We start from the raw sequence: 26,769 nt of genomic DNA on the forward strand, positions 1-26,769 counted from the left end.
CAGCGCAAAGCTCCTGCTCAAGGCCGCCCGCCGCGACCTCGCGGACCGCCAGCGCGCCGGCGTCGAGGTGTCGTCGTGATCAGGTCCGGTGTGGTGTTCGTGGCCGGTGCCGCGGCCGGGGTCTACGGCATGGTCAAGGTACGACGCCTGGCCGAGGCCCTCACGCCCGACGGCATGCGCGACCGGGTCAACGCGGTGGTGCTGGGAGCGCGGCTGTTCGCCGACGAGGTCGCCCAGGGCCGGGCGGACGCCGAAACACACTTGCGGGAGCGCTACCGCGCTCTGGAGGCTGGCGCACGCAGCACCATGACGGCCCCGGTGGCCGCCCTGACGGAGAGAGAAGAGGAACACCGATGAGTGACCGGTACCTGAGCAGCGCGGAGATCCGCAACCGGTTCCTGGCGCACTTCGAGGCACGCGGGCACACCGTCGTGCCCTCGGCGTCGCTGCTCCTGGACGACCCGAACCTGCTCTTCGTCAACGCCGGAATGGTGCCCTTCAAGCCGTACTTCCTCGGCCAGGAGACCCCGCCCTTCCAGCGCGCGACGAGCGTGCAGAAGTGTGTGCGGACCCTCGACATCGAGGAGGTCGGCAAGACCACGCGGCACGGCACGTTCTTCCAGATGAACGGCAACTTCTCCTTCGGCGACTACTTCAAGGAGGGCGCCATCCAGTACGCCTGGGAGCCTGGTCACCGGCGCCCAGGCCGAGGGCGGCCTCGGCCTCGACCCGGACAAGATCTGGGTGACGGTGCTGCCGGAGGACGACGAGGCGCGCCAGGCTGTGGAAGAGCATCGCCGGGCTGCCGGACGAGCGCATCCAGCCGCGCGGGCTCAAGGACAACTACTGGAGCATGGGCGTCCCCGGCCCCGGTGGCCCCTGCAGCGAGATCTACGTCGACCGCGGCCCGGAGTTCGGCCCCGACGGTGGCCCCGACGCCGACGAGGACCGCTTCCTGGAGATCTGGAACCTGGTCTTCATGCAGGAGGAGCTCAGCGCGGTCCGGGCCAAGGACGACTTCGACATCGCCGGCCCGCTCCCGAGCAGGAACATCGACACCGGCATGGGCCTGGAGCGGGTGGCCTACCTGCTGCAGGGCAAGCAGAACCTCTACGAGATCGACTCCGTCTTCCCGGTCATCGAGAAGGCCCAGGAGCCTGAGCGGCAAGAAGTACGGCTCCGGCACGACGGACGGGCACGTCGACGACGTACGGTTCCGGGTCGTCGCGGACCACGTCCGCAGACTCGCTGATGCTGATCGGTGACGGCGTCACGCCGGGCAACGAGGGCCGCGGCTACGTGCTGCGCCGCCTGCTGCGCCGCGCGGTGCGCAACATGCGCCTGCTGGGCTACCAGGACCCGGCCCTGCCCGAGCCTGCTGCCGGTCTCCCGGGACCGGATGGGGGAGAGCCTACCCCGAGCCTCGTCACCGGCTGGGACCGGATCGCCCAGGTCGCCTTCGCCGAGGAGGAGGCCTTCCGCAAGACCCTTCAGGCCGGCACCCAGATCTTCGACCTCGCCGCGGGCGAGGTGAAGAAGTCCGGCGCCAGCACGATCGCCGGCGACAAGGCGTTCGCGCTGCACGACACCTACGGCTTCCCGATCGACCTGACCCTGGAGATGGCGGCCGAGGCGGGGCTGAGCGTCGACGAGGCGGGCTTCCGCCAGGCTCATGGGCGAGCAGCGGGAGCGGGCCAAGGCGGACGCGCGGGCGAAGAAGGGCCAGCACGCCGACACCGGGGTCTACCGCACGATCCTCGACAGCCTACGGCCCGACCGAGTGGCTGGCCTACGAGACGCTGGAGACCGAGTCCCGCCCGCTGGCGCTGCTGCGCGAGGGCGCTGCGGTCACGGCTCTCGCCAACGGCGAGATCGGCGAGCCTGGTCCTCGACCGCACCCCGTTCTACGCCGAGTCCGGTGGCCAGGCCGCCGACGCCGGGGTCATCGAGTTCGAGGGCGGCACGCTCGAGGTGCTCGACGTGCAGCGCCCGGTGCGCGGTCTCGTCGTGCACCAGGTCCGGGTGGTCGACGGCGAGCTTGCCGGCCGAGGCGGCGCTGCTGCACGCCCGGGTCGACCCGGAGTGGCGCACCGGCGCTCGCCAGGCCCACTCCGGCACGCACGTGATCCACGCGGCCCTGCGCGAGGTGCTGGGCCCCACGGCGCTGCAGTCCGGGTCCTACAACCGCCCGGGCTACCTGCGCCTGGACTTCGGCTGGCTCAACGCGCTGAGCCCCGACCAGGTCCACGAGATCGAGCACGTCGCCAACAACGCGCTGCGGGCGGACCTGCCGGTCGGCTGGGAGTACATGACGCTGAGCCAGGCCAAGGAGTGGGGCGCGCTCGCGCTCTTCGGCGAGACCTACGACGACCAGAAGGTCCGCGTCGTCGAGATCGGCGGCCCCTGGTCGCGCGAGCTCTGCGGTGGCACCCACGTCGACCACTCCAGCCAGATCGGCACCATCGTGGTCACCGGCGAGTCCAGCGTCGGCTCCGGCAACCGCCGGATCGAGGCGCTGACCGGCGTCGAGGGCTTCTCCTACCTCGCCCGCGAGCGGGACGTCGTGAACCAGCCTCTCCACGCTCCTCAAGACCCAGCCCGACGACATCGTCGGGCGGGTGGGCGACCTCGTCGAGCGGCTCAAGCAGACCGAGAAGGAGATCGAGAAGGTCCGCCTCGCGCAGGCTGCTCTCCGGCGGTGCCGCGCTCGCCGCGGGCGCGACCGACGTGGGGGGCGTGCGCCTGGTCGCTCAGCGCCTCGACGGGGCCAGCGGTGGCGACGTACGCACGCTGGCGACCGACGTCCGCGCCCGCCTCGGCGGCGACGCGCCTGCGGCCGTGGTCCTGATCGGAGCAGCCGACGGCAAGGCCGCGATCGTGGCGGCGCTCAACGACGCGGCGCAGGCCCGCGGCCTCGCGGCCGGCGACCTGGTCCGCGCGGCGGCGCCCTTCCTCGACGGCAAGGGCGGCGGCAAGGCCGACCTTGCCCAGGGCGGTGGCACCGACGTGACCCGGATCGACGAGGCGCTGGCCGCCGTGACCGCGGCGGTCGTATCGGCGTGAGGCACGGAGTCCGCCTCGGTGTGGACCCCGGCGACGCCCGGATCGGTGTCGCCCGCAGCGACCCGTCCGGCGTGCTGGCCACCCCCGTGGAGACGGTACGACGCGGCAAGGGCGACCTGCGCCGCCTGCACCAGATCGCGACGGCCGAGGAGGCCGTCGAGATCGTCGTCGGCCTGCCCCGCTCGCTCGCGGGCGGGGAGGGGCCGGCGGCGGTGAAGACGCGGCAGTTCGCGGCGCGCCTGGCGCGTCGGGTGGCCCCGCTCCCGGTGCGGTTGGTCGACGAACGGCTCACCACCGTGACTGCGACGGCTATGCTGCGCGACCAGCGCAAGGGTGCGAAGCAACGAGCCGTGGTCGACCAGGTCGCGGCCGTCGTGATCCTGCAGAACGCGCTGGACACCGAGCGAGCGTCCGGCCGCCCTCCGGGCGAGCCTGGTCCCACCCAAGGTCGAGGAGACGAATGACTGAGTCGGTCCTGCCGGAGCCGGGTCGCCGGCGCTCCCGGAAGCGGCGCTCGGGCTGCCTGCCGGTCATGCTGGTCGCGCTGCTGTTCGGCGCGATCGTGGCGTGGTTCGCCCGCGGGGCGATCTCCGACGTCAAGGACATGTTCGCCGGGCCCGAGGACTACGCCGGCCCCGGCGCCGGCGCGGTGACGGTGGTCATCGACCCCGGCCAGAGCATCCGCTCGATGGGCGACCGGCTCGAGGGCCTGGACGTCGTCGCGTCCTCCGACGCCTTCGTGGACGCCGCGGGCAAGAACGCGAAGTCGCAGTCGATCCAGGCCGCGACGTACCAGATGAAGAAGCAGATGAAAGCCGCCGACGCCGTCGCCTTCCTGGCGGACCCGAAGAACGCCGGCGCCGGCAACACGGTGACCGTGCCCGAGGGCGCCCGGGTCGGGCAGATCGTCGACGCGATCGAGAAGAAGACCGACTTCACCGAGAAGCGAACCACCGACCTGCTCGCCAACCCGGCCAGCATCGGGCTGCCGGCGGAGGCGGCGGGCAATCCCGAGGGCTACCTGTACCCCGCGACGTACGAGATCAACGACCGCACCACGCCGAAGAGCCTGCTCAGCCAGATGGTCGCGCAGACCGCGGCCGCGGAGAAGGACCTCGGCATCACCGCGGGCGCGCGCAAAGCCTGGGCCTGACGCCGCACCAGGTGATCACGGTGGCGAGCATCCTGCAGTACGAGGCCAACCGGAGCGCGGACTACCCGAAGGTCGCGCGGGTGATCTACAACCGCCTCGACGACAAGATGGCCCTGCAGACTGGACTCGACGGTCTCCTACGTCAGCAAGCGCAAGGGCGACGTGTGGACGACCCCCGCCGAGCGGGACAGCGAGTCGCTCTACAACACCTACAAGCACACCGGCCTGCCGCCGGGGCCGATCGGCTCGCCCGGCAAGGAGACGATCGAGGCCGCGCTCAACCCGGCGCAGGGCAGGCTGGCTCTTCTTCGTGCCGGACTACGAGAACGAGACCACGGTCTTCTCGACCACGCTCGCCGAGCACAACGCGGCGGTCAACCGGCTCAAGGAGTACTGCCGCACCCATGACGAGTGCTGAGCAGCGGCGGTACGGCGTGGTGGGCGACCCGGTCGCCCACTCGCTGTCCCCGGTGCTGCACCGCGCGGGCTACGCCGCGCTCGGCCTCGATGCCCGGTACGACGCCGTGCAGGTCCCCGCGGGCACGCTCGCCGCGCACGTGGCCGGGCTCGGGCCGGAGTGGGGCGGGCTCTCGGTCACCGCGCCGCTGAAGCGCGAGGCGCTGGCCCTGGCGGACAGCGTCACCGAGCGGGCGACGCTGGCCGGCGGCGCCAACACGCTGGTCCGCGCCGCCGAGGGATGGGCGGCCGACAACACCGACCTGCCGGGGGCGGTCGCCGCCGTCCGGGAGCGATACGCCGGACCGGCGGGTGTGGCGACCGTCGTCGGTGCCGGTGCGACGGCGGCCTCGGTGGGCCTGGCCCTGGCGGACCTCGGGGTGCGCACGATCCGGCTGCTGGCGCGGGACCCCAGCCGCGCGGAGGAGACGGTGCGGGCGCTGCTCCGCGACCCGCGGCTCGAGGTCGACGTGCTCCCGCTGGAGGGGGCGGCCGTGGTCGGCGAGATCGTCGTCTCGACCATCCCGGTCGCGGCCCAGACCGAGGGCCTGGTGGCCGCGACCTGCGGCAGCGCCGTCGTCTTCGAGGTGGTCTACGACCCCTGGCCCTCGCCGCTGGCGGCCGCCGCGGCCGCGCGCGGTCAGGCCCTCGTGTCCGGGCTGGACCTGCTCGTGCACCGGGCGGTGCTCCAGTTCGCGCAGTTCACTGGTCACAACGGGCCACTGGATCGCATGCGCACGGCGGGCGAGCAGGCGCTCGCGAGCCGATAGGTTCGCCGGGTGCACGTCCTCCCTGCCCTCGTCGGCGCGCTCGTGGGCGTGCTGGGCGGTCTCGCGGTGCCGCGGCTGATCGCGTGGTGCCCGGAGCCGGAGGCGAACCCGGAGGAGAACCCGGCGGACTTCCCCGACCACGTGCCCTTCGCGGTGCTGGCGGCCCGCCCCGGCCTCGCCCTGCGCTGTGCGGTGGCCTGTGCCCTGGCCGGCGCGGTCCTGGGCCTCACCCTGGGCTGGGCCTGGGCACTGGTCTGGCTGCTGTTCCTGGTGCCGGTCTGCTGCGCGCTCACCGTGATCGACTACGTCACCTGGTACCTCCCCTCGCGCCTGATCCGGCCGTCCTGGCTGGTCGTGGCGGTGCTGGTCGGCGTCGCCGCGGCGGCGCTCGGTGAGCCGCACGTCCTGCTGAGCGCCGTGATCGGCTTCCTGGCCCTGGGCGGCTACTACGGCCTGATTCGGTTCCTGGTCCCGGCCGGGATGGCGGGCGGCGACGTACGCCTGGGCGCGTTGCTGGGGCTGGCCCTCGGGCCGCTCGGCCCCGGCGCGCTGCTCGTCTCGGCGCTGGCGGCGGCGCTCCTCTCGGTGCTGGCCTACGTGCCGCTGCTCGTGCGCGGCCGGGCGATCCGCAGCGCCGAGGCCCGCGGACCGCTGAAGCACCGCGTGCCCTACGGCCCGTTCCTGGTGCTCGGGGCGCTCGTGGCGGTCGTGGTGGGACGGGTCCTGGGCGGCTGAGCGCCGCGTGGGAGACTTGCCCTCATGTTGCGCTGGTTGACCGCGGGGGAGTCCCACGGCCCCTCGTTGGTCGCGATCCTGGAGGGCCTGCCGGCCCACGTCGAGGTCACGACCGACGACATCTCCGACTCGCTGGCCCGGCGCCGGCTCGGCTACGGCCGCGGTGCCCGGATGAAGTTCGAGGCCGACGCGGTCACGATCACCGGCGGCATCCGGCACGGCCGCACCCAGGGTGGTCCGGTCGCGATCCAGGTGGGCAACACCGAGTGGCCCAAGTGGGAGACGGTCATGTCGGCCGACCCGGTCGAGCCCGAGGTCCTGGAGAAGCAGGCGCGCAACGCGCCGCTGACCCGCCCCCGCCCGGGCCACGCGGACCTGGCCGGGATGCAGAAGTACGACTTCGAGGACGCCCGCCCGATCCTGGAGCGCGCCTCGGCCCGGGAGACCGCGGCCCGGGTCGCGCTCGGCCGGGTGGCGAGCAACTTCCTCGAGCAGGCCACCGGCGCTCGCATCGTCAGCCACGTGCTGGAGATCGGCGGCGTCCGTACGCCGTCGCGGGAGCCTGCCCACCGCCGACGACGTGGCCCGCCTCGACGAGGACCCGGTGCGCTGCTTCGACGCCGACGGGTCGAAGCAGATGGTCGAGAGGATCGACCAGGCGCACAAGGACGGCGACACCCTCGGCGGCGTCGTGGAGGTCGTCGTGCACGGTCTCCCGCCGGGCCTGGGCTCGCACGTGCACTGGGACCGCCGTCTCGACGCGCGCCTGGCGGGTGCGCTGATGGGCATCCAGGCGATCAAGGGCGTCGAGGTCGGCGACGGCTTCGGACTCGCCGCCACGCCGGGCTCGCTCGCCCACGACGAGATCGTCCCGACCGACGAGGGACTGCGCCGGGTCACGGACCGCTCCGGCGGGACCGAGGGCGGGATGAGCACCGGCGAGGTGCTCCGGGTCCGGGCGGCGATGAAGCCCATCGCCACGGTCCCGCGCGCGCTGCGCACCGTCGACCTGGCTACCGGCGAGGAGGCCGTCGCGCACCACCAGCGCTCCGACGTCTGCGCCGTCCCCGCGGCGGGCATCGTCGCGGAGGCGATGGTGGCACTGGTGCTGGCCGACGCGGTGCTGGAGAAGTTCGGCGGCGACTCGATCGGCGAGACCCGCCGCAACGTGCAGTCCTACCTCGACACGCTTCCCTACAAGTGAGCGGCGTCCGGTGAGCGCTCCGCGGGCGGTCCTGATCGGCACCATGGGCGCCGGCAAGACGACCGTGGGCCGGCTGGTCGCCGACGCGCTCGGGGTGGGCTTCGCCGACTCCGACGCGCTCGTGGAGGAGCGGGCCGGCAAGAGCGTGCAGGACATGTTCGTCGACGACGGCGAGCAGGCCTTCCGGACGCTGGAGCGGGAGGTCGTCGCCGCGGCCCTGGCCGGCCACGACGGGGTGCTCTCGCTTGGCGGTGGCGCGGTCCTCGATCCCGCCACCCAGGCGCTGCTGGCGGCGCACCAGGTGGTCTTTCTCCGGGTCGGCCTCGCCGACGCGGTCAAGCGGGTCGGCCTCGGTGTGGGCCGGCCGCTGCTGCTCGGCAACATCCGCTCCCGCGTGAAGCAGGCTGCTCGACGAGCGCACCCCCGTCTACGAGGGCTTGGCCCGCGTCGTCGTGGAGACCGACGGGCGCCCGCCCCAGGACGTGGCGGCCGAGGTGCTCGCCGCCCTCACCGGAGGAGAGTCGTGACCGAGCCGACCGTGATCAGCGTGGCCACCGCGTCGCCGTACGACGTCGTGGTGGGCCATGGTGTCCTCGACCGCCTGCGCGGGCTGCTGCCGGCCGGTGTACAGCGCGTCGCGATCGTGTGCCCGGAGTCCCTGGAGGACCTGCTCGACCCGTTCGCGGACCTGCTCGACGGGCTCGAGGTCGTCGTCCTGCAGGTGCCCGACGGCGAGGAGGCGAAGAGCCTGGGAGGTCGCCGCCGCGTGCTGGGAGGCGCTCGGCGAGGACGGCTTCACCCGCTCCGACGCCGTCGTCACCCTCGGCGGCGGCGCGACGACCGACCTCGGCGGCTTCGTCGCGGCGACCTGGCTGCGCGGCGTCGCGGTCGTGCACGTGCCGACCACGCTGCTGGCGATGGTCGATGCGGCGGTCGGCGGCAAGACCGGCATCAACACCCCCGCGGGCAAGAACCTCGTCGGCTCCTTCCACGAGCCGGCCGGCGTTCTCTGCGACCTGGCGCTGCTGGCGAGCCTGCCGCGCGCGGAGCTCGTCGCCGGCCTCGGCGAGGTCGTCAAGTGCGGCTTCATCGCCGATCCCCGCATCCTCGAGCCTGGTCGAGACGACCGATCCCGCCGCGCTCACCGCTGACTCACCGGTGCTGCGCGAGTCTGGTCGAGCGGTCGGTCCGGGTCAAGGCCGAGGTCGTCGCCGGTGACCTGCGCGAGACCGGCGGCCAGGGCGGTCACCCCGGCCGCGAGGCGCTGAACTACGGCCACACCCTGGCGCACGCGATCGAGCGGGCGACCGACTACACCATCCGGCACGGCGAGGCCGTCGCCATCGGGTGCGTGTACGTCGCCGGTCCGGCCGCCCGCGCCGGCTCGCTCACGCCCGACGTGGTCGCCCGCCACCGGGAGACGTTCGGCCGGGTCGGCCTCCCCACCTCCTGGGACGGCGCGTCCTTCGAGGACCTGCTGGCGACCATGCGGGTCGACAAGAAGTCGCGCGGCAACCAGGCTCCGCTTCGTCGTGCTGGAGGACGTCGGTCGGCCGGTCGTGCTGGCCGGTCCGTCCGAGGAGGACCTGCGCGCGGCCTACGCCGCTCTAGGATCCGGGGCATGAGCGAGCGCGACGTCTACGTCCTCAACGGTCCCAACCTGGGCCGGCTGGGCAGGCGGCAGCCGGAGATCTACGGCACGACGACGCACCTCGACCTGCGGGACGAGCCTGATGCCGCGCTGGGGCAAGGAGCCTGGGCCTGGAGGTCCACTTCTCCCAGACCAACCACGAGGGCGAAGCTTGCTCGACCGGCTCAACGACGCCGCCGACAAGGCATGGCCGGTCGTGCTCAACGCGGGTGCGTGGACGCACTACTCCTACGCCCTCTACGACGCCTGCGCGCAGGCTCACCGCGCCGCTCGTGGAGGTGCACATCAGTGCCCCGTCGAAGCGCCCGGAGGAGTTCCGGCACACCTCGGTGGTCACCCCGCACGCCGCGAAGGTGATCGAGGGCGAGGGCATCGACGGCTACCGGCAGGCGCTGGAATTCATCGCAGCGCATCCGGCCCACTAGACTCTCCCGCTGGCCCTGTGTCGTCTCCTGGGGCCACCCGATCTTCGACATCTCGAACAGAAGGCTGACGCATGGCAACGACGAACGACCTCAAGAACGGCATGGTCCTCAAGCCTGGAGAACCAGGCTCTGGCAGGTAGTCGAGTTCCAGCACGTGAAGCCGGGCAAGGGCCCCGCGTTCGTCCGCACCAAGGCTCAAGCACGTCGAGTCGGGCAAGAACGTCGACAAGACCTTCAACGCCGGCACCAAGGTCGAGACCGCCACGGTCGACCGCCGCTCGTTCCAGTACCTCTACAACGACGGCACGAACTTCGTCTTCATGGACGTCCAGGACTACGACCAGCTCGAGGTCGCCCCGGAGATCGTCGGTGACGCCGCCGGCTTCCTGCTGGAGAACCAGGACGTCATCCTCGCCACCAACGAGGGCCGCGTGCTCTTCATCGAGATGCCCGCCTCCGTCGAGTCTCGTCGTGTCCTACACCGAGCCCGGCGTCGTCGGCGACTCCGCCACCGGCCGCACCAAGCCGGCCACGCTGGAGACCGGCGCCGAGATCCAGGTCCCGCTCTTCATCGAGCAGGGCGAGAAGATCAAGGTCGACACCCGCGAGGGTGGTTCCTACCTGAGCCGTGTGAAGGGCTGATGGGAGCCCGGACCAAGGCCCGCAAGCGCGCCCTCGACGTCCTCTACGCCGCCGACCTGCGCGGCGAGACGGGCGTCGAGGCCCTGGCGCGGGTCAGCGCCGAGGGCGAGGCGCCGACCAACCCCTACACCGCCACGCTCGTCGAGGGCGTGACCGAGCGTCGTACCCGCATCGACGAGGTGCTCACCGAGTTCTCGACCGGCTGGTCACTGACCCGGATGCCCGCCGTGGACCGCAACGTCCTGCGCATCGGCGTCTGGGAGATGCTCTGGGCCGAGGACGTGCCGGACACCGTCGCGGTGACCGAGGCGATGGCACTGGTCCGTGAGCCTGTCGACCGACGAGTCGCCGGCGTTCGTCAACGGCGTGCTCGGCGCGATCCAGCGCAGCAAGTCCACCCTCGTCTGAGCCCGGCGGAGAGATCTTCGCTCCTCGGTTGACCCTTGCTGGCCTCCCAGACCGTCCTACGGTCATGAGGACCTGGGAGAAGGAGACGAGGTCGCGACGCCGCCTGGGGCTGCTCGCCCTGCCGTGGGTGGGCGCACTCGTCCTGGGAGGCGCACCGGCGACGCCCGCCGCCTCGTCGTCCACGCGCAGGCGCGGTCGGTCAACGGCAGCCGCGACGGCGTGAAGCCTCCTGCGCACGGTGCTCACCTACCGGTCCTGGGTGCGCTGAGCGGTCTTGCGCGACCCGCGCGGGAAGGTGTGTCAGGCTGGGCCCATGCCTGAGCCGGATGAGGTCGATGTCGTCGTCGTCGGACTGGGACCCGGAGGTGAGCACGTCACCGCCGAGTCTCGCCCGGGCCGGACTCTCCGTGGTCGGTGTGGACCGCCGCCTCGTCGGTGGGGAGTGCCCGTACTTCGGGTGCGTGCCGTCGAAGATGATGATCCGGGCCGCCGACGCGCTCGCCGAGGGGCGCCGGATCGGAGCCCTGGCCGGCTCCGCCGACGTGCACCCGGACTGGACGCCCGTGGCGGACCGGATCCGCGACGAGGCCACCGACGACTGGGACGACGAGGTCGCGGTGAAGCGGCTGGAGGACGCCGGCGCCCGCTTCGTGCGCGGCGAGGGCCGCCTCGACGGTCCCGGGCGGGTCGTGGTGAGGACCGACGACGGCGAGGTCGTGCTGACCGCCCGCCGCGGCGTCGTCCTTAACACCGGCACCGAGCCGGCGGTCCCGCCGATCGACGGGCTCGCGGACACTCCGTACTGGACCAACCGGGACGCCGTCCGCCTCCGTGAGTCTGCCGACCAGCCTGGTCGTCCTCGGCGGCGGTGCGATCGGCTGCGAGACTCGCCCAGGCGTTCTCGCGCTTCAGCGTCGAGGTCACCGTCGTGGAGGCGGGCGAGCGGATCCTCGGGCCCGAGGAGCCGGAGGCCAGTGCAGTCGTCGCCGCGGCCCTCGAGGACGAGGGGATCACGGTCCGGGCCGGGGTGGGCGTGAGTGCTGTCGCGCACGAGGGCGCCTTCCGGATCGGGCTCGCTGACGGCTCCTCCGTCGAGGCCCAGGCGCTCTTGGTGGCCGCGGGGCGTCGTACCAACCTCGGGGGGATCGGTCTCGACACGGTCGGTGGCGACCCCTCCGCGCGCACCATCGACGTGGACGAGCGGATGCGGGTGCGGGGCGTCGAGGGCCTGTGGGCGATCGGCGACATCACCGGCAAGGGCGCCTTCACGCACATGTCGATGTACCAGGCCAAGGTCGCCGTGCGGGACCTGACGGGCGAGGACGGCCCGTGGGCCGACTACCGTGCGGTGTCGCGGGCGACCTTCACCGACCCCGAGGTCGGCTCGGTCGGGATGACCGAGAAGCAGGCGCGCGACGCCGGGCTGAACGTCGGCACCGGGATCGCGAAGGCTGCCCGAGTCCAGCCGCGGCTGGCTGCACAAGGTCGGCAACGACGGCGTGATCAAGGTCGTCGCCGACCTCGACCGCGGTGTGCTGGTCGGTGCCACGGCCGTCGGTCCCGCCGGCGGCGAGATCATCGGGATGCTGGTCACCGCGATCCACGGCGAGGTGCCGGTCGCCACGCTGCGCGGGATGCACTTCGCGTACCCGACGTTCCACCGCGCGATCGAGACCGCGCTCGACGACCTCAGCCCGATCGGTTCGGGTGCCCGGGCGGCGCGGCGCCGGTCCCACCATGCCCAGCCGGCCATCACGACCACCACGAGCAGGGCGCCGGCGATCTCGTCGATGACGTAGTGCTCGGCGTAGTAGACGAGCGCGAACAGCATGCTCGCGGGGTAGAGCAGCACGCTCCACCGCCACGGGCTGCGATAGCGGGCGATCACCCACCAGGCGATGAAGATCGCCAGCGCGGAGTGCAGCGAGGGCATGGCCGCGACCTGGTTGCCGATCGCGGAGACGTTCTGGTGGGCGGTGGTCGTGCTGCCCGTCGACGCACTCAGGTCGAACCAGCCGCGGCCGGTGATCCGGGCGACGTCGTCGCTGACGTATCCGTCGCGCGCGGCCATCCACGGCGGTGCCATGGGGTAGAGGACGTAGCAGACCACCGACAGCGAGATGATCACCAGGTAGCGGCGCATGAACCAGACCCACTCCTCGCGCTTGCGCTTCCACAGCACGGCACCGATGGCGAGCGCGGCGAAGAAGTGGGAGTAGTAGACGGTCGTGAGGATCACGTCGTACCAGCGGGGGGCGAGGGACTGCCGGCAGGGCACCCCGCAGAACTTCTCCTGCAGGTACTCCGTCGGCAGCGTCCCGCCGAACAACCACCGGTCCACCTCGATCGGCTCGGTGAAGTGGACCGAGAAGGCGCCCAGGTCGTCGGAGACGCCGCGGCTGTAGAGGTAGGCCAGCAGCACGAGGAACGGCGGCCACCAGTCGCGCAGGAAGGCCAGGTGCTCGCGCACCGGACGCCGCACGTCCCACGCGACCGTGGCGAGCCAGAGGATGATCACGACCTGGTAGCCCTGGCGGGGCAGGCCGCTGGTCTGCATGTACGCCACCAGGCCGGCGACGAAGGCGAGCACGCCCAGCACCCGGACCAGGTCGACCCGCGGCAGCGCCGCCGGGACCGCCTCCGCCTCACCACCTGTCATCACGACCTCCAGGGACGGAGGTTAATCGGTCGCGTCTCGGACATGAACGGCGGAGGGCGCGTCATCGGATCCGGGAACGCCTCGACGTGGACCGGATCAGGTCCCGGGTGCCGGGTACCGGACAGCCACGGCCGCGCTGGGCGCGGCACCCGACACCGAAGGGAGTGGACCAGCATGGGTCTCGACGACAAAGCCTGAAGAACACCGCCGAGGAGAAGATCGGTGAGGCGAAGGAGGCCGCCGGCAAGGCGACCGACAACGAGGACCTGGAGGCCGAGGGCAAGAGCGACCAGGCCAAGGGTGCGATCAAGCAGGCCGGCGAGAAGGTGAAGGACGTCTTCAAGTGACCTGCTGAGCCGCACGATCGCGAAGGGGCCCCTCGGCGGGGGCCCCTTCGTCATGTCCGGGCCGCCAACGGGTACGGCGCAGCCATGACCCGATTCGGCTACACCCTGATGACCGAGCAGAGCGGCCCGAAGCAGGCTCGTGGGCTACGCGCAGGACGCGGAGCGGCGCGGCTTCGACTTCGCGGTCTGCAGCGACCACTTCTCGCCCTGGCTGGTGGAGCAGGGGCACGCGCCGTACGCCTGGACGGTGCTGGGCGCCGTCGCCCAGGCGACCACGGAGCCTGGACCTGATGACCTACGTGACCTGCCCGACGCTGCGCTACCACCCCGCGGTCGTCGCGCAGAAGGCCGCGACCCTGGCGGTGCTCTCGGACAACCGCTTCACCCTCGGCCTCGGCACGGGGGAGAGCCTCAACGAGCACGTGGTGGGCGAGGGCTGGCCGGGGGTGGAGACCCGCCAGCAGATGCTGGCCGAGGCGATCGAGGTGATCCGCGCGCTGCACACCGGGGAGCCTGGTCGACCACAGCGGGGAGTTCTTCCAGGTCGACTCGGCCCGGATCTGGGACCTGCCGGACGAGCCGGTCGGGATCGGGGTGGCGGTCGGCGGGGACCGGGCGATCGCCGCGTTCGCGGCCCAGGCGGACCACCTGGTCGCGGTCGAGCCCCAGAGCGCGTTCGTGGAGTCGTGGAACGCCACGAACGGCGCCCCCGAGATCGGTACGACGGCGCGGGCCGTCGGGCAGGTGCCGATCTGCTGGGCGCCGACGCAGGAGGAGGGCGAGGCCCTCGCGCACGAGCAGTTCCGCTGGTTCGGCGGCGGCTGGGGCGTCAACGCGGACCTGCCGACGCCAGCGGGCTTCGCGGCGGCGAGCCAGTTCGTGCGCCCCGAGGACGTGTCGGGGTCGATCCCGTGCGGCCCGGACCTGGACGCGATCGCCGAGGCGGTGCTGGCCTTCCCCGAGGCGGGCTTCACCGACGTCGCGGTCGTGCAGGTGGGGGACCGCAACCAGCAGCGCTTCCTCGACGAGGCCGCCGGCCCGCTGCTGGAAAGGCTGCGCAACGCCTGACCCCGGTGCGGCCGTGAGGGCGCCGAGCCGCTAGGGTGGAGCCCGATCGACATCCTTTAACGAGCCGTCCTGTGAGGCGGAGAAGGAGGTCAGGCGCACTGATGCCTACCCACGCCCCGAGCCCCGAGGGCCAGCGTCCCGAGGGCCGCGTCGTCCTCGACGCCGGCGACATCAGCCGGGCACTCGTCCGCATCGCCCACGAGATCCTCGAGCGCAACAAGGGCGCCGAGGACCTCCTGCTGCTCGGGCTGCACACCCGTGGCGTCCCGCTCGCGCACCGGATCGCCGCGAACATCGCCCAGGTGGAGGGTACGACGGTCGCGACCGGGTCCCTCGACGTGACGATGTACCGCGACGACCTCCGCTCGAACCCCACCCGCACGCCGCACCGTACCGAGGTCCCCTCCGGCGGCATCGACGGCAAGACCGTGGTGCTCGTCGACGACGTGCTCTACTCCGGGCGCACCATCCGGGCCGCGCTGGACGCGCTCTCGGACCTGGGCCGCCCGGCCGTCGTACGCCTGGCGGTGCTGGTGGACCGCGGCCACCGCGAGTCGCCGATCCGCGCCGACCACGTCGGCAAGAACCTGCCGACCGCCCGCAGCGAGCGGGTCAGCCTGCGCCTGCGGGAGACCGACGGGGAGGACGAGGTGACGATCCGGTGAACCGGCACCTGCTCAGCATCGACGACCTGGAGGTCGCCGACATCCACCAGGTCTTCACCACCGCAGCGGAGATGCACGACGTGCAGCGCCGCGAGGTGAAGAAGCTGCCCGCCCTGCGCGGGCGGACCGTGATCAACCTGTTCTTCGAGGACTCGACGCGGACCCGGTCCAGGCTTCGAGATCGCCGGCAAGTGGCTCTCCGCCGACGTCATCAACCTCTCCGCCAAGGGCAGCAGCGCCAGCAAGGGCGAGTCCCTGCGCGACACCGTGCTGACGGTGACGGCGATGGGCGTCGACGGGCTGGTCGTGCGGCACTCCGCGAGCGGGGCGGCCGAGCAGATCAGCCGCTGGGTCGACGTACCGGTCGTCAACGCGGGCGACGGCACCCACGAGCACCCCACCCAGGCGCTGCTCGACGGCTACGCGCTGACCCGCCGGCTCGGCACGCTGGAGGGCAAGCACGTCGCGATCGTCGGCGACGTCACGCACAGCCGGGTGTTCCGCAGCAACCTCAAGAGCCTGGTCAAGCTCGGCGCGAGCGTGACCGTGGTCGCGCCGCCGACGCTGATGCCCGCAGGCGTGGGGGACTGGTCGAAGGAGGCCGGCTTCGCCACGTCGTGGGAGCCTGGACCCGGTGCTGCCCGAGGTGGACGCGGTGATGATGCTGCGCGTCCAGCGCGAGCGGATGAGCGGCGGGTTCTTCCCGACCGCACGGGAGTACACCATCGGCTACGGCCTGACCCGCGACCGCCTGGCCCTGCTGAAGCCCGGCACCCCGATCCTGCACCCCGGCCCGATGAACCGCGGCCTGGAGATCTCGCCGGACGCCGCCGACGCCGCCGACAGCCTGGTCCTCGACCAGGTCTCCGCGGGCGTCGCGGTCCGGATGTCCGTGCTCTACCACCTGCTCGCCGGCGAGGAGACGTCCGCATGAACCTCCTGATCAAGGGCGCCACCCTGCCCGACGGCACGACGAGCGACGTGCTCGTCCAGGACGGCACCATCGCCGGGCTGGGCAAGGTCACGGCGAAGGCCGACGACACGATCGACGCCGCGGGCCTGCAGGCTCCCTGCCGGGGCTGGTCGACCTGCACACCCACCTGCGCGAGCCGGGCCGCGAGGACGCCGAGACCGTGCTGACCGGGTCGCGTGCCGCGGCTGCCGGCGGGTTCACCGCTGTGCTCGCGATGGCCAACACCAACCCCGTCACCGACACCGCCGAGGCGGCGGAGCGGGTCTACGACCTGGGGCGGGCCGCCGGGCTCGTCGACGTGCAGCCGGTCGGCGCGGTCACCAAGGCCCTGGCGGGCGAGGAGCCTGGCCGAGCTCGGCCTGATGGCGCGCAGCCGCGCGAAGGTGCGGGTGTTCTCCGACGACGGCAAGTGCGTCCACGACGCCCGGGTCATGCGCCGCGCGCTGGAGTACGTCAAGACGTTCGGCGGTGTGGTCAGCCAGCACAGCCAGGACCCCTCGCTCGCCGGGCCGTCCGCCTGCTGCCACGAGGGTGAGTTTGTCCGGCCGGCTCGGCCTGCCCGGCTGGCCCGGCATCGCCGAGGAGGTCGTCGTCGCCCGCGACGTCATGCTCGCCCGCCACACCGGCAGCCGGGTGCACGTCGCGCACGTCTCCACCGCGGGCAGCGTCGAGGTGGTCCGCTGGGCGAAGGCCCAGGGCATCGACGTGACCGCGGAGGTCACGCCGCACCACCTGCTGCTGACCACCGACCTGCTGAGCGGCTACGACCCGACGTACAAGGTCAACCCGCCGCTGCGCCCGGCCGAGGACGTGGAGGCGCTGCGCGCCGCGCTGGCCGACGGCACGATCGACGCGGTGGCCACCGACCACGCGCCGCACGCTCGCCACGACAAGGAGCACGCGTTCGTCGACGCGGCCTTCGGCATGCTCGGGCTGGAGACCGCACTGCCCGTCGTCACCACGGTGATGGTCGAGAGCGGCCTGCTGGACTGGGCCGGTGTGGCACGGGTGATGAGCGCCCAGCCCGCCCGGATCGCCGGCCTGGACGGTCACGGCCGCCCGATCGCCGTCGGCGAGCCCGCGAACCTCACCCTGCTCGACCCCGCCGCCCAGGTGGTGGTGGACCGCGCGGACAGCGTCTCGCTGAGCCGCAACAACCCCTGGCACGACCGCAAAGCTCGACCGGAAAGGTGATCGCCACGCTCCTGCGTGGCACGCCGACCGTCCTGGAAGGAGCGCTCGTATGAGCACCCCCGCCCTGCTCGTCCTCGAGGACGGCCGCACGTTCCACGGCGAGGCCTACGGCGCCGAGGGGGAGACCTTCGGCGAGGCCGTCTTCAACACCGGCATGACCGGCTACCAGGAGACGCTGACCGACCCGTCGTACCACCGCCAGGTCGTGGTGATGACCGCGCCGCACGTCGGCAACACCGGCATCAACGACGAGGACCAGGAGTCGCGGCGGATCTGGGTCGCCGGGTACGTCGTGCGCGACCCCGCGCGCGTCCCGAGCAACTGGCGCTCGCGCCGCTCGCTCGACGACGAGCCTGCAGGCACAGGGCGTCGTCGGGATCTCCGGGATCGACACCCGCGCGCTGACCCGCCACCTGCGCGAGGCGGGTGCCATGCGGGTCGGCATCTCCACGGTCGAGACCGACCCGGCGAAGGCTGCTGGAGAAGGTCAAGGCGTCCGCGGAGATGACCGGCGCCAACCTGTCCGAGGCGGTCTCGACCGGCGAGGCCTACGTCGTCCCGGCCCAGGGCGAGAAGCGCTTCACCGTCGCCGCCCTGGACCTCGGCATCAAGGACATGACGCCGCAGCGGATGAGCGAGCGCGGCATCGAGGTGCACGTGCTGCCCGCGACCGCGAGCATCGACGACGTGCTCGCCGTCGGCGCTGGTGGGAAGGGGCCGGACGGGCTGTTCTTCTCCAACGGCCCGGGCGACCCGGCCGCGACCACCGGCCAGGTGGAGCCTGCTGCGGGAGGCGCTGGCGCGCGACCTGCCGTACTTCGGCATCTGCTTCGGCAACCAGGCTCTTCGGCCGGGCGCTCGGCTTCGGCACCTACAAGGCTCAAGTACGGCCACCGCGGCATCAACCAGCCGGTGATGGACCTGACCACCCGCAAGGTCGAGGTCACCGCGCACAACCACGGGTTCGCCGTGGACGCGCCGCGCGACACCGACACCGAGACGCCGTACGGCGTCGCGAGCGTCAGCCACGTGTGCCTCAACGACGACGTCGTCGAGGGCCTCGAGTCGCGCTCCGCCTCGGGTGGTGAAGAGCCTTCTCGGTCCAGTACCACCCCGAGGCCGCCGCCGGCCCGCACGACGCGGCCTACCTGTTCGACCGTTTCGTGACCCTGCTCGAGGAGACCGCCTGATGCCGAAGCGCGACGACATCAACTCCGTCCTGGTGATCGGCTCCGGCCCGATCGTGATCGGCCAGGCGTGCGAGTTCGACTACTCGGGCACCCAGGCCTGCCGGGTGCTCAAGGAGGAGGGCCTGCGGGTCATCCTCATCAACTCGAACCCGGCCACGATCATGACGGACCCGGAGTTCGCCGACGCGACGTACGTCGAGCCGATCACCCCGGAGTTCGTGGAGAAGGTCATCGCCAAGGAGCGTCCCGACGCGATCCTGCCGACCCTCGGCGGCCAGACCGCGCTCAACGCCGCCATCGCGGCGCACGAGAGCGGTGTGCTGGAGAAGTACGGCGTGGAGATGATCGGTGCCTCCTTCGAGGCGATCCACCGCGGTGAGAACCGCGAGACTGTTCAACGCGATCGTGCACAAGGTCGGCGGCGAGGTGGCCCGCTCCTTCGTGTGCCACTCCATGGAGGAGGTGGAGAAGGCCGCCGGCGAGCTCGGCTTCCCGGTCGTGGTCCGGCCGTCCTTCACGATGGGCGGCCTGGGCTCCGGCATCGCCTACGACGAGGCCGACATGCACCGCATCGCCGGTGCCGGCCTGTCCGCCAGCCCGACCACCGAGGTGCTGATCGAGGAGTCGATCATCGGCTGGAAGGAGTACGAGCCTGGAGGTGATGCGCGACAAGGCCGACAACGTCGTGATCATCTGCTCGATCGAGAACTTCGACCCGATGGGCGTGCACACCGGCGACTCGATCACCGTCGCGCCGGCGATGACGCTCACCGACCGCGAGTACCAGCACCTGCGGGACCTCGCCATCGGCATCATCCGCGAGGTCGGCGTCGACACCGGCGGCTGCAACATCCAGTACGCCGTCAACCCCGCCGACGGCCGGGTCATCGTCATCGAGATGAACCCGCGGGTGTCGCGCTCCTCGGCCCTCGCGAGCAAGGCCACCGGCTTCCCGATCGCCAAGATCGCCGCGAAGGTCGCCGTCGGCTACACGCTCGACGAGATCCCCAACGACATCACCGCGGAGACCCCGGCCTCCTTCGAGCCGACGCTCGACTACGTCGTGGTGAAGGTGCCGCGCTTCGCGTTCGAGAAGTTCCCGACCGCGGACCCGGTGCTCACCACGCACATGAAGTCCGTCGGCGAGGCGATGGCGATCGGCCGCAACTTCACCGAGGCGCTGAACAAGGCGCTGCGCTCGCTGGAGAACAAGGCGGCGCCGTTCCACTGGACGGGTGACCCGGGTGACCGCGACGCCCTGCTGGAGGCGGTCAAGGTCCCGCACGACGGCCGGATCCAGAAGGTGATGCAGGCGATCCGCGCCGGTGCCACCCAGGAGCAGGTGCACGACGCGACCAAGATCGACCCGTGGTTCGTCGACCAGGCTCTTCCTCATCGACGAGATCGCGCAGAAGGTCGCCGCCACCGAGGCTCCTGGACGCGGGCGCGCTGCGCCAGGCCAAGCGGCACGGCTTCTCCGACGCGCAGATCGCCGGCATCCGCGGGCTGTCGGAGTCGGAGGTGCGCGTCGCACGGCAGACCGCGGGGGTGCGCCCGGTGTTCAAGACCGTGGACACCTGCGCGGCGGAGTTCGCCGCACAGACGCCGTACTACTACTCCTCCTACGACGAGGAGACCGAGGTCCTGCCGCGAGCCGAGGGCAAGCAGGCGGTGATCATCCTGGGCTCCGGCCCGAACCGGATCGGCCAGGGCATCGAGTTCGACTACTCGTGCGTGCACGCCAGCCTCGCGCTCGCCGAGGCGGGCTACGAGACGATCATGGTCAACTGCAACCCGGAGACGGTCTCGACCGACTACGACACCTCGGACCGGCTCTACTTCGAGCCGTTGACGCTCGAGGACGTGCTGGAGATCTACGAGGCGGAGAAGGCTGCGGGCCCGATCGCCGGTGTCATCGCGACCCTCGGCGGCCAGACCCCGCTCGGTCTCGCCCAGGGCCTGCAGGACGCGGGCGTGCCGATCGTCGGCACCAGCCCCGAGGCGATCGACCTCGCCGAGGAGCGCGGCGCCTTCGGCCGGGTGCTCGCGGAGGCCGGCCTCGTCGCGCCCAAGCACGGCACCGCGGTGTCCTTCGAGGACGCGCAGGCGATCGCGCACTCCATCGGCTACCCGGTGCTGGTCCGGCCGTCGTACGTCCTCGGAGGGCGCGGCATGCAGATCGTCTACAGCGACCAGGCCCTGGAGGCCTACATCGAGGCGGCGACCGAGATCAGCCCGGACCGCCCGGTGCTGGTCGACCGGTTCATCGACGACGCCGTGGAGATCGACGTCGACGCCCTCTACGACGGCGAGGAGCTCTTCCTCGGCGGCGTGATGGAGCACATCGAGGAGGCCGGCATCCACTCCGGTGACTCCTCCTGCGCGCTGCCGCCGATCACGCTCGGGGACGCCGAGATCACCCGCATCCGCGAGGCGACCCTCGGCATCGCCCGCGGCGTCGGCGTGCGCGGGCTGATCAACATCCAGTTCGCGCTCGGCGCGGACGTGCTCTACGTGATCGAGGCGAACCCGCGTGCCTCCCGCACGGTGCCGTTCGTCTCCAAGGCGACCGGCACCCAGGCTCGCGAAGGCCGCGGCCCGGGTGATGCTGGGCGAGTCGATCGCCGAGTCTGCGTGCCTCCGGTGCGCTCCCGGCCGAGGGCGACGGCGGCACCCTTCCGGCCGACGCGCCGATCGCGGTGAAGGAGGCGGTGCTGCCGTTCAACCGGTTCCGCACCAAGGAGGGCAGACTTCGTCGACACCGTGCTCGGGCCGGAGATGAAGTCCACCGGTGAGGTGATGGGCTTCGACGCCGACTTCGGCACCGCGTTCAGCAAGTCCCAGGCCGCGGCGTACGGCTCGCTGCCGACCGAGGGCAAGGTCTTCATCTCGATCGCCAACCGAGACAAGAGGACGATGATCTTCCCCGCCCGGGTGCTGGCCGACTACGGCTTCGAGATCCTCGCCACGCAGGGCACCGCCGAGGTGCTGCGCCGCAACGGGATCCAGGCCACGATCGTGCGCAAGCACTTCGAGGGCACCGGCCCGGCGGGGGAGAAGACCACCGTGCAGATGATCCTCGACGGCGAGATCGACCTGATCGTCAACACCCCGCACGGTGCGACCGGTGGCGGCGACTCCCGGGTCGACGGCTACGAGATCCGCTCGGCGGCGGTGCTCACGGGCACGCCGTGCATCACCACGGTCCAGGGCCTCGCTGCGGCGGTGCAGGGGATCGCGGCGATCCGTGGCGGTGCGATCGGGGTCAAGTCCCTCCAGGAGTGGCACGCATGACCCTGTACGACCGGGTCTTCGAGAACGTCCTGGTCCGGATGGACGCCGAGAGGGCGCACCACCTGACCTACGACGCCCTCCGGGCCGGGGCGCCGGTGCTCACCCGGGCGCCGATCCCCGGCACCCGCCCGGTCGAGGCGATGGGCCTCACCTTCCCCAACCGGCTCGGGCTCGCGCCCGGCTTCGACAAGAACGCCCTGGTGTTCGACCAGATGGGCGCCTTCGGGTTCGGCCACGTCGAGATCGGCACGGTGACCGCGCTCGCCCAGCCCGGCAACCCCAAGCCGCGGCTGTTCCGGCTCCCCGAGGACCGTGCGGTCGTCAACCGGATGGGCTTCAACAACGACGGTGCCCACGCCGTCGCCGCCCGCCTGGCCAAGCGCAAGCCGCGCCGGGGCGGGCTGGTGCTCGGCGTCAACATCGGCAAGTCCAAGGTGGTCCCCGACGACGACCAGGCCCAGGTGGAGGCGGACTACGAGACGTCCACCCGCCTGCTCGCGCCGTACGCCGACTACCTCGTCGTCAACGTCAGGCTCTCCGAACACCCCGGGCCTGCGCAACCTGCAGGCGGTCGAGAAGCTCGCGCCGCTCCTGGCCCACGTGCGTCGTACCGCCGACGAGGTGACGGGGGACCGGCAGGTCCCGCTCGCGGTGAAGATCGCCCCGGACCTCTCCGACGAGGACGTCCTCGCGGTGGCCGACATGGCCCTCGACCTCGGCCTGGCCGCGGTGATCGCCACCAACACCACCATCTCCCGCGAGGGCCTGCGCTCCACCCCGGCGCAGGTTGAGGCGTGCGGCGCGGGCGGGTTGTCCGGCGCACCGCTGATCGAGCGCTCCACCGAGGTCGTCCGGCTGCTGCGCGGAGTCGTGGGCGAGCGGCTCACCCTGATCGGGGTCGGCGGCATCTCCACGCCCGAGGACGCCCGGGCGCGGATCGACGCCGGCGCGGATCTCGTGCAGGTCTACAGCGGCCTGATCTACGGTGGCCCGAGCCTGGCCCCGCAAGTCTGCTGAAGGGAATCGCGTGATGGCGTTCGGCGACTACCAGATCGAGTCTCTACCTGGGCGCTCTCGGCGGGACCCTGCCCGCCCACCCGTTCGACCACGCCGGTCCGGAGCGCAACGCCCTCGCGGCGCTCCCGCCCGAGCCTGCGCACGTACGTCGCCGGGGGAGCCGGGGACGAGACGACCCAGCGCGCCAACGTCGAGGCGTTCGCGCGGTGGGCGCTGGTGCCGCGGATGTTCCGCGCCGAGCCCGAGCGGGACCTCTCGGTCGAGTTTGTTCGGCCGGACGCTGAGCAGCCCGCTGCTGCTCGCGCCCGTCGGCGTCGTAGGGCTGTGCACACCGGACCAGCACGGCGACATCCACGCCGCCGAGGTGGCGGCCGCGACCGGCGTACCGCTCATCGGCTCGACGCTGATGAGCGACCCGCTCGAGGACGTGGCGGCCGCGACCGGCGAGGCCGGCAAGTGGTTCCAGGCTCTACACCCCCAAGAACCGCGACCTCGCGGCCAGCCTCGTCAGCCGGGCGGAGGCGGCGGGCTACGAGGCGATCGTGATCACGCTCGACACCTGGGTTCCGGGCTGGCGCCCGCGCGACCTGGCGAGCGGCAACTTCCCGCAGCCTGCGGGGCAAGGCGCTCGCCAACTACACCTCCGACCCGGTCTTCCAGGAGATGACCGGGCCGGACCCCGACCCCGGCACGGTCGTGATGACCTGGGTCGGCACCTTCGGCCACCCGGTCACCTGGGCCGACCTGCCGTGGTTGCGCTCGTTGACGAGCCTCCCGATCCTGGTCAAGGGCGTGTGCCACCCCGACGACGCGCGGCGCGCGCTCGACGAGGGCGTGGACGGGATCTACTGCTCCAACCACGGAGGGCGGCAGGCCAACGGCGGGGGAGCGGCCCTGGACTGGCTCCCCGACGTCGTCGCTGCCGTCGACGGCCGTGCGCCGGTGGTCTTCGACTCCGGCGTCCGCACCGGTGCGGACGTCGTCAAGGCGCTGGCACTGGGCGCCGACGCCGTCGCGATCGGCCGGCCCTACGTCTACGCGCTGGCCCTCGGCGGCGTACCGGGCGCGGTGCACCAGGTGCGCGCGCTGCAGGCCGAGGCCGACCTGGTCATGGCCGTCGACGGCTATCCGACGCTGGCCGACCTGACCCCCGATGCCCTGAGGAGGCTCTCGTGACGTTCGGTGCCCGGGTGGCGACGGCGGTGGCCGAGCGCGGCCCCTTCTGCGTCGGGATCGACCCGCACGGAGCCCTCCTGCGCGACTGGGGGTACGACGACGACGTCGCCGGGCTCGAGCGCTTCGCCCTCGGCGCGGTCGAGGCGGTGGCGCCGCACGTCAGCGTCGTGAAGCCGCAGTCGGCCTTCTACGAGCGTTTCGGCAGCCGCGGGATCGCCGTCCTGGAGCGGGTGATCGCCGACTCCCGTGCCGCCGGCGCGCTGGTCCTGCTCGACGTCAAGCGCGGGGACATCGGCTCCACCTCCCAGGCCTACGCCGACGCCTACCTCGATCCGTCCTCGCCGCTGGCCAGCGACGCGATCACGGTCAGCCCCTATCTCGGCTTCGGCTCGCTGCTGCCCTTCGTCGACACCGCGCGCCGTCACGACGCCGGACTCTTCGTGCTCGCCGCGACGTCCAACAAGGAGGGGCCGGAGGTCCAGGAGGCCCGCACCTCCGAGGAGACTCGGCGGCCGCACGGTCGCCGCCGCGATGCTCGACCACCTGCGCGAGACTCAACGCCGGGGCGAGCCCGCTGGGCTCCTTCGGTGCAGTCGTCGGTGCGACGATCGACGGCTCCGGGCTGGACCTCGACCTCAACGGCCCGATCCTGGCGCCCGGCTACGGCGAGCAGGGCGGTACGACGGGCGACATCCTCCGCATCTTCGGCGCCAGCGCCCGCCACGTGATCCCCAGGCTCCTCGCGCGGGGTGCTGCGCCTGGGCCCGGACCCGGTCGCGATGCGCGACGCCGTGCTGCGCGCCAACGACGAGCTTGCGCGGGCTGCTGGGGTGAGGCGTCCCGGTCGTCGCGACCTCTCGCTGCTGTTCCTCGTGCTGGCGGGGGTGGTGCTCGTCGGCGTGCTGCTGTTCCGCGACACCGGCCGCGACGACCCCTACGAGGCCTACTGCTCGGCCGTGGTCGACCACCGCTCCGGACTCGGCGCTGCGCTGACGGCCGGCAAGGAGACCGGCCTGCTCCGGGCGCTCCCGGCCTTCGAGGACCTGGCGGACAAGGCGCCCGACGACATCCGTGCCGACTGGCGCCTGGTCGTCGACCGGGTGGGGGCGCTGCGCGACGCGCTGACCGAGGCGGGCGTGGACCCCTCGTCGTACGACGCCGCGAAGCCACCGGCAGGCCTGGAGCCTGCGCAGGTGAAGGCCATCGAGACCGCCGCCACCCGGCCTGGCCGCGCAGGACACCACGACCGCGATCGGACGGGTGCAGCAGCAGGCCCGCGACGTGTGCAAGACCCCGCTGAGCCTGTGAGCGCCGTCTCCGGCCGGGGGCACCGGGCACGGCCCGCATTGCCCCGGTCGGCGGGCAATGGCTAGATTGACGGCGTCGGCGCGCTCCCGCCGGCTCACGTTCTCGAAAACCGAAGGACTCCGACCTCGTGGCATTGCCTCCTCTCACTCCCGAACAGCGCCAGGCCGCCCTGGAGAAGGCGGCGGCCGCCCGGCGCGAGCGGGCCGAGGTCAAGAACCGGCTCAAGAACTCCGGTGCCTCCATCAGCGAGGTCCTGCAGCAGGGTCAGGTCAACGAGGTCATCGGCAAGATGAAGGTGCTCGACCTGATCCAGTCCGTGCCGGGTCTGGGCAAGGTCCGGGCGCGTCAGGTGATGGAGCGCCTCGGCATCGCCGAGTCGCGCCGGGTCCGGGGCCTGGGCGCCAAGCAGGTCGCCGCGCTGGAGCGCGAGTTCTCGCCCGAGGCATGAGCAACGAGGCCAAGGCTCTTCGTCCTCGCCGGACCGACCGCCGTCGGCAAGGGCACGGTGGCCGCCGCGATGCGCGAGCGCCATCCCGAGATCTACCTGTCGGTCTCCGCGACGACCCGGCAGCCACGGCCCGGCGAGGTCGACGGCGTGCACTACCACTTCGTGACGCCCGAGGAGTTCGAGCGGCTCGTCGCCGAGGGCGAGATGCTGGAGTGGGCGGTCGTGCACGGCGTCAACCGCTACGGCACGCCGCGCGGCCCGGTCGCCGCCGCGCTGGCCGAGGGCCGGCCCGCGCTGCTCGAGATCGACCTGCAGGGCGCGCGCCAGGTGCGCGAGACCGCACCGGAGGCCGTCTTCGTCTTCCTCAAGCCCCCGTCGTGGGAGGAGCTCGTCCGGCGCCTGGTCGGTCGTGGCACCGAGGACGAGGAGGAGCGCGAGCGCCGGCTGGCGACCGCGCGCGAGGAGCCTGGCGGCCGAGGCGGAGTTCGACGTGACCATCGTCAACCGCGAAGTTAACGCTGCGGTCGAGGAGTTGGTAGCCTTGATGGTTGACTCATCCACCGAGCAGTGAGGACCTCCGTGTCTGCCCCGAACATCGCCGCCGAGGGTGTTACCAACCCCCGATCGACGACCTGCTGTCCAAGACCGACAGCAAGTACAAAGCTGGTCCTCTACAGCGCCAAGCGTGCGCGGCAGATCAACGCCTACTACTCCCAGACTCGGCGAGGGCCTGCTGGAGTACGTCGGCCCGCTCGTCGAGACCCACGTGCAGGAGAAGCCCCTCTCGATCGCGCTCCGCGAGATCAACGAGGACCTGCTGACCTGCGAGGACATCGACCCGGCCGGTCTCGCTGCCGAGCAGGCCGCTGCCGCCGCGGCCACGCCGGCCGCCCCGGCCGCCGACGCCGAGTGATCTGACGCCG

Annotated in this window: 27 protein-coding genes and 20 pseudogenes; 46 read left to right on the forward strand and 1 reads right to left on the reverse strand. The window is 72.1% G+C overall.

Annotation, left to right across the window (positions count from 1 at the left end; genetic code table 11):
• The first annotated feature begins 129 nt into the window (after window positions 1-129).
• The 19 genes and pseudogenes from G5V59_RS03955 to G5V59_RS04045 all read left to right on the forward strand — a co-directional run bounded on the left by G5V59_RS03955 (window position 130) and on the right by G5V59_RS04045 (window position 12,306).
• Window positions 130-357 (forward strand): DUF6167 family protein, encoded by a 228-nt coding sequence (locus G5V59_RS03955; RefSeq protein WP_278259616.1) that lies wholly within the window; start codon window positions 130-132, stop codon window positions 355-357.
• 83 nt (window positions 358-440) lie between these two features.
• A pseudogene (locus tag G5V59_RS03960) lies at window positions 441-626 on the forward strand (alanine--tRNA ligase-related protein); the annotation flags it as partial.
• 191 nt (window positions 627-817) lie between these two features.
• Entirely contained in the window at window positions 818-1,252 is a 435-nt protein-coding gene (locus G5V59_RS03965; RefSeq protein WP_278259617.1) for an alanine--tRNA ligase-related protein, read from the forward strand.
• Window positions 1,252-1,980: pseudogene (locus G5V59_RS03970) on the forward strand (alanine--tRNA ligase-related protein); the annotation flags it as partial. The gene G5V59_RS03965 and the pseudogene G5V59_RS03970, both read left to right, overlap by 1 nt.
• A 328-nt stretch (window positions 1,981-2,308) precedes the next feature.
• Complete coding sequence (locus G5V59_RS03975; protein WP_278259618.1) at window positions 2,309-2,848, forward strand: hypothetical protein; 540 nt, start codon at window positions 2,309-2,311, stop codon at window positions 2,846-2,848.
• Window positions 2,737-3,063 (forward strand): DHHA1 domain-containing protein, encoded by a 327-nt coding sequence (locus G5V59_RS03980; protein WP_278259619.1) that lies wholly within the window; start codon window positions 2,737-2,739, stop codon window positions 3,061-3,063. Before G5V59_RS03975 ends, G5V59_RS03980 begins: the two co-directional genes overlap by 112 nt.
• Window positions 3,060-3,527 carry a Holliday junction resolvase RuvX gene (gene ruvX / locus G5V59_RS03985; RefSeq protein ID WP_278255677.1) on the forward strand — a complete coding sequence of 156 codons (468 nt, stop codon included), beginning with the start codon at window positions 3,060-3,062 and terminating at the stop codon, window positions 3,525-3,527. Before G5V59_RS03980 ends, ruvX begins: the two co-directional genes overlap by 4 nt.
• Window positions 3,524-4,216 carry an endolytic transglycosylase MltG gene (locus G5V59_RS03990; RefSeq protein WP_278255678.1) on the forward strand — a complete coding sequence of 231 codons (693 nt, stop codon included), beginning with the start codon at window positions 3,524-3,526 and terminating at the stop codon, window positions 4,214-4,216. Before ruvX ends, G5V59_RS03990 begins: the two co-directional genes overlap by 4 nt.
• An 11-nt stretch (window positions 4,217-4,227) precedes the next feature.
• A complete protein-coding gene (locus G5V59_RS03995) occupies window positions 4,228-5,442 on the forward strand; it encodes a shikimate dehydrogenase (RefSeq protein WP_278255679.1) in 1,215 nt (404 codons plus the stop codon).
• A gap of 9 nt (window positions 5,443-5,451) precedes the next feature.
• Window positions 5,452-6,177, forward strand: a complete 726-nt coding sequence (locus tag G5V59_RS04000) for a prepilin peptidase (protein WP_278255680.1) — start codon at window positions 5,452-5,454, stop codon at window positions 6,175-6,177.
• A 24-nt stretch (window positions 6,178-6,201) separates the two neighbouring features.
• Window positions 6,202-7,381 (forward strand): annotated as a pseudogene (aroC, locus tag G5V59_RS04005) (chorismate synthase).
• A gap of 43 nt (window positions 7,382-7,424) precedes the next feature.
• Window positions 7,425-7,721: pseudogene (locus G5V59_RS35595) on the forward strand (shikimate kinase); the annotation flags it as partial.
• Window positions 7,722-7,965: 244 nt separating this feature from the next.
• Window positions 7,966-8,532 (forward strand): iron-containing alcohol dehydrogenase, encoded by a 567-nt coding sequence (locus tag G5V59_RS04015; RefSeq protein ID WP_278255681.1) that lies wholly within the window; start codon window positions 7,966-7,968, stop codon window positions 8,530-8,532.
• A pseudogene (locus G5V59_RS04020) lies at window positions 8,460-8,828 on the forward strand (hypothetical protein); the annotation flags it as partial. The gene G5V59_RS04015 and the pseudogene G5V59_RS04020, both read left to right, overlap by 73 nt.
• A gap of 174 nt (window positions 8,829-9,002) precedes the next feature.
• Window positions 9,003-9,457: pseudogene (locus tag G5V59_RS04025) on the forward strand (type II 3-dehydroquinate dehydratase).
• Between the two features lie 71 nt (window positions 9,458-9,528).
• Window positions 9,529-10,099 (forward strand): annotated as a pseudogene (gene efp, locus G5V59_RS04030) (elongation factor P).
• Window positions 10,100-10,170: 71 nt separating this feature from the next.
• Window positions 10,171-10,539: pseudogene (locus G5V59_RS04035) on the forward strand (transcription antitermination factor NusB); the annotation flags it as partial.
• 896 nt (window positions 10,540-11,435) lie between these two features.
• A pseudogene (locus G5V59_RS04040) lies at window positions 11,436-11,912 on the forward strand (FAD-dependent oxidoreductase); the annotation flags it as partial.
• A 94-nt stretch (window positions 11,913-12,006) separates the two neighbouring features.
• On the forward strand, window positions 12,007-12,306 hold the full coding sequence (locus G5V59_RS04045) for a hypothetical protein (RefSeq protein WP_278259620.1): 300 nt from the start codon (window positions 12,007-12,009) through the stop codon (window positions 12,304-12,306).
• On the opposite strand, the pseudogene G5V59_RS04050 reads toward G5V59_RS04045, so the two are convergent.
• Window positions 12,267-13,166, reverse strand: a pseudogene (locus G5V59_RS04050) (phosphatase PAP2 family protein); the annotation flags it as partial. The gene G5V59_RS04045 and the pseudogene G5V59_RS04050 overlap by 40 nt on opposite strands.
• Before the next feature lie 107 nt (window positions 13,167-13,273).
• Here G5V59_RS04050 and G5V59_RS04055 point away from each other — a divergent pair.
• The 27 genes and pseudogenes from G5V59_RS04055 to rpoZ all read left to right on the forward strand — a co-directional run bounded on the left by G5V59_RS04055 (window position 13,274) and on the right by rpoZ (window position 26,759).
• Complete coding sequence (locus G5V59_RS04055; protein ID WP_341350836.1) at window positions 13,274-13,513, forward strand: CsbD family protein; 240 nt, start codon at window positions 13,274-13,276, stop codon at window positions 13,511-13,513.
• Between the two features lie 84 nt (window positions 13,514-13,597).
• On the forward strand, window positions 13,598-13,804 hold the full coding sequence (locus tag G5V59_RS04060; protein ID WP_278255683.1) for a hypothetical protein: 207 nt from the start codon (window positions 13,598-13,600) through the stop codon (window positions 13,802-13,804).
• Window positions 13,804-13,962: pseudogene (locus G5V59_RS04065) on the forward strand (LLM class flavin-dependent oxidoreductase); the annotation flags it as partial. The gene G5V59_RS04060 and the pseudogene G5V59_RS04065, both read left to right, overlap by 1 nt.
• A 118-nt stretch (window positions 13,963-14,080) precedes the next feature.
• Window positions 14,081-14,581 carry a hypothetical protein gene (locus tag G5V59_RS04070; protein ID WP_278259621.1) on the forward strand — a complete coding sequence of 167 codons (501 nt, stop codon included), beginning with the start codon at window positions 14,081-14,083 and terminating at the stop codon, window positions 14,579-14,581.
• Window positions 14,582-14,682: 101 nt separating this feature from the next.
• Window positions 14,683-15,246 (forward strand): bifunctional pyr operon transcriptional regulator/uracil phosphoribosyltransferase PyrR, encoded by a 564-nt coding sequence (gene pyrR / locus G5V59_RS04075; protein ID WP_278255684.1) that lies wholly within the window; start codon window positions 14,683-14,685, stop codon window positions 15,244-15,246.
• Window positions 15,243-15,353: pseudogene (locus tag G5V59_RS04080) on the forward strand (aspartate carbamoyltransferase); the annotation flags it as partial. The gene pyrR and the pseudogene G5V59_RS04080, both read left to right, overlap by 4 nt.
• Before the next feature lie 103 nt (window positions 15,354-15,456).
• Window positions 15,457-15,615, forward strand: a pseudogene (locus G5V59_RS04085) (aspartate carbamoyltransferase); the annotation flags it as partial.
• Window positions 15,616-15,880: 265 nt separating this feature from the next.
• Window positions 15,881-16,180 carry a hypothetical protein gene (locus G5V59_RS04090; RefSeq protein WP_278255685.1) on the forward strand — a complete coding sequence of 100 codons (300 nt, stop codon included), beginning with the start codon at window positions 15,881-15,883 and terminating at the stop codon, window positions 16,178-16,180.
• Window positions 16,177-16,386: a hypothetical protein gene (locus tag G5V59_RS35600; RefSeq protein ID WP_341350837.1), complete on the forward strand. Its 210-nt coding sequence runs from the start codon at window positions 16,177-16,179 to the stop codon at window positions 16,384-16,386. The genes G5V59_RS04090 and G5V59_RS35600 overlap by 4 nt, the downstream gene beginning before the upstream one ends.
• Complete coding sequence (locus G5V59_RS35605) at window positions 16,347-16,754, forward strand: hypothetical protein (protein WP_341351126.1); 408 nt, start codon at window positions 16,347-16,349, stop codon at window positions 16,752-16,754. Before G5V59_RS35600 ends, G5V59_RS35605 begins: the two co-directional genes overlap by 40 nt.
• A 2-nt stretch (window positions 16,755-16,756) precedes the next feature.
• Window positions 16,757-17,413, forward strand: a complete 657-nt coding sequence (locus G5V59_RS35610; protein WP_341350838.1) for an amidohydrolase family protein — start codon at window positions 16,757-16,759, stop codon at window positions 17,411-17,413.
• A 49-nt stretch (window positions 17,414-17,462) separates the two neighbouring features.
• Window positions 17,463-17,696, forward strand: a pseudogene (locus G5V59_RS35615) (carbamoyl-phosphate synthase domain-containing protein); the annotation flags it as partial.
• Window positions 17,697-18,043: 347 nt separating this feature from the next.
• Window positions 18,044-18,424: pseudogene (locus G5V59_RS35620) on the forward strand (carbamoyl phosphate synthase small subunit); the annotation flags it as partial.
• Between the two features lie 116 nt (window positions 18,425-18,540).
• Window positions 18,541-18,603: pseudogene (locus G5V59_RS35625) on the forward strand (hypothetical protein); the annotation flags it as partial.
• Between the two features lie 441 nt (window positions 18,604-19,044).
• Window positions 19,045-19,191 (forward strand): annotated as a pseudogene (locus G5V59_RS35630) (hypothetical protein); the annotation flags it as partial.
• A gap of 73 nt (window positions 19,192-19,264) precedes the next feature.
• Entirely contained in the window at window positions 19,265-20,278 is a 1,014-nt protein-coding gene (locus tag G5V59_RS35635; RefSeq protein WP_341350839.1) for a hypothetical protein, read from the forward strand.
• Window positions 20,161-21,306: a hypothetical protein gene (locus G5V59_RS35640; RefSeq protein ID WP_341350840.1), complete on the forward strand. Its 1,146-nt coding sequence runs from the start codon at window positions 20,161-20,163 to the stop codon at window positions 21,304-21,306. Before G5V59_RS35635 ends, G5V59_RS35640 begins: the two co-directional genes overlap by 118 nt.
• Window positions 21,307-21,381: 75 nt before the next feature.
• Entirely contained in the window at window positions 21,382-21,897 is a 516-nt protein-coding gene (locus tag G5V59_RS35645) for a hypothetical protein (protein WP_341350841.1), read from the forward strand.
• Window positions 21,898-22,037: 140 nt separating this feature from the next.
• Window positions 22,038-22,370, forward strand: a pseudogene (locus tag G5V59_RS04110) (dihydroorotate dehydrogenase (quinone)); the annotation flags it as partial.
• 118 nt (window positions 22,371-22,488) lie between these two features.
• Window positions 22,489-22,914 (forward strand): hypothetical protein, encoded by a 426-nt coding sequence (locus tag G5V59_RS04115; RefSeq protein WP_278259622.1) that lies wholly within the window; start codon window positions 22,489-22,491, stop codon window positions 22,912-22,914.
• A 13-nt stretch (window positions 22,915-22,927) separates the two neighbouring features.
• The gene (locus G5V59_RS04120) at window positions 22,928-23,581 is read left to right on the forward strand and encodes an alpha-hydroxy-acid oxidizing protein (RefSeq protein ID WP_278255686.1); all 654 of its coding nucleotides are present in this window, start codon (window positions 22,928-22,930) and stop codon (window positions 23,579-23,581) included.
• Window positions 23,578-24,090, forward strand: a complete 513-nt coding sequence (locus G5V59_RS04125; protein WP_278255687.1) for an alpha-hydroxy-acid oxidizing protein — start codon at window positions 23,578-23,580, stop codon at window positions 24,088-24,090. Before G5V59_RS04120 ends, G5V59_RS04125 begins: the two co-directional genes overlap by 4 nt.
• Window positions 24,087-24,818, forward strand: a complete 732-nt coding sequence (gene pyrF / locus G5V59_RS04130; protein WP_278255688.1) for an orotidine-5'-phosphate decarboxylase — start codon at window positions 24,087-24,089, stop codon at window positions 24,816-24,818. Before G5V59_RS04125 ends, pyrF begins: the two co-directional genes overlap by 4 nt.
• Before the next feature lie 21 nt (window positions 24,819-24,839).
• Window positions 24,840-25,463: a hypothetical protein gene (locus G5V59_RS04135; protein WP_278255689.1), complete on the forward strand. Its 624-nt coding sequence runs from the start codon at window positions 24,840-24,842 to the stop codon at window positions 25,461-25,463.
• 62 nt (window positions 25,464-25,525) lie between these two features.
• On the forward strand, window positions 25,526-25,846 hold the full coding sequence (gene mihF / locus G5V59_RS04140; protein ID WP_278255690.1) for an integration host factor, actinobacterial type: 321 nt from the start codon (window positions 25,526-25,528) through the stop codon (window positions 25,844-25,846).
• A gap of 57 nt (window positions 25,847-25,903) precedes the next feature.
• Window positions 25,904-26,417: pseudogene (gene gmk / locus G5V59_RS04145) on the forward strand (guanylate kinase).
• 52 nt (window positions 26,418-26,469) lie between these two features.
• Window positions 26,470-26,759, forward strand: a pseudogene (rpoZ, locus tag G5V59_RS04150) (DNA-directed RNA polymerase subunit omega).
• Window positions 26,760-26,769 lie beyond the last annotated feature (10 nt).

The sequence above is a fragment of the Nocardioides convexus genome, from assembly GCF_011090295.1.

Bases quoted from the DNA above. Each gene is read 5' to 3' on its own strand.
- G5V59_RS35600 (WP_341350837.1), top strand. From the start codon at position 16,177: ATGAACCTCCTGATCAAGGGCGCCACCCTGCCCGACGGCACGACGAGC.
- pyrR (WP_278255684.1), top strand. From the start codon at position 14,683: ATGCCTACCCACGCCCCGAGCCCCGAGGGCCAGCGTCCCGAGGGCCGC.
- G5V59_RS35645 (WP_341350841.1), top strand. From the start codon at position 21,382: ATGAAGTCCACCGGTGAGGTGATGGGCTTCGACGCCGACTTCGGCACC.
- G5V59_RS04015 (WP_278255681.1), top strand. From the start codon at position 7,966: ATGGTGTCCTCGACCGCCTGCGCGGGCTGCTGCCGGCCGGTGTACAGC.
- G5V59_RS03955 (WP_278259616.1), top strand. From the start codon at position 130: ATGGTCAAGGTACGACGCCTGGCCGAGGCCCTCACGCCCGACGGCATG.
- G5V59_RS03975 (WP_278259618.1), top strand. From the start codon at position 2,309: ATGACGCTGAGCCAGGCCAAGGAGTGGGGCGCGCTCGCGCTCTTCGGC.
- G5V59_RS04060 (WP_278255683.1), top strand. From the start codon at position 13,598: ATGACCCGATTCGGCTACACCCTGATGACCGAGCAGAGCGGCCCGAAG.
- G5V59_RS35635 (WP_341350839.1), top strand. From the start codon at position 19,265: ATGCGCGACAAGGCCGACAACGTCGTGATCATCTGCTCGATCGAGAAC.
- G5V59_RS04120 (WP_278255686.1), top strand. From the start codon at position 22,928: ATGGCGTTCGGCGACTACCAGATCGAGTCTCTACCTGGGCGCTCTCGG.
- G5V59_RS04125 (WP_278255687.1), top strand. From the start codon at position 23,578: ATGACCGGGCCGGACCCCGACCCCGGCACGGTCGTGATGACCTGGGTC.
- G5V59_RS03990 (WP_278255678.1), top strand. From the start codon at position 3,524: ATGACTGAGTCGGTCCTGCCGGAGCCGGGTCGCCGGCGCTCCCGGAAG.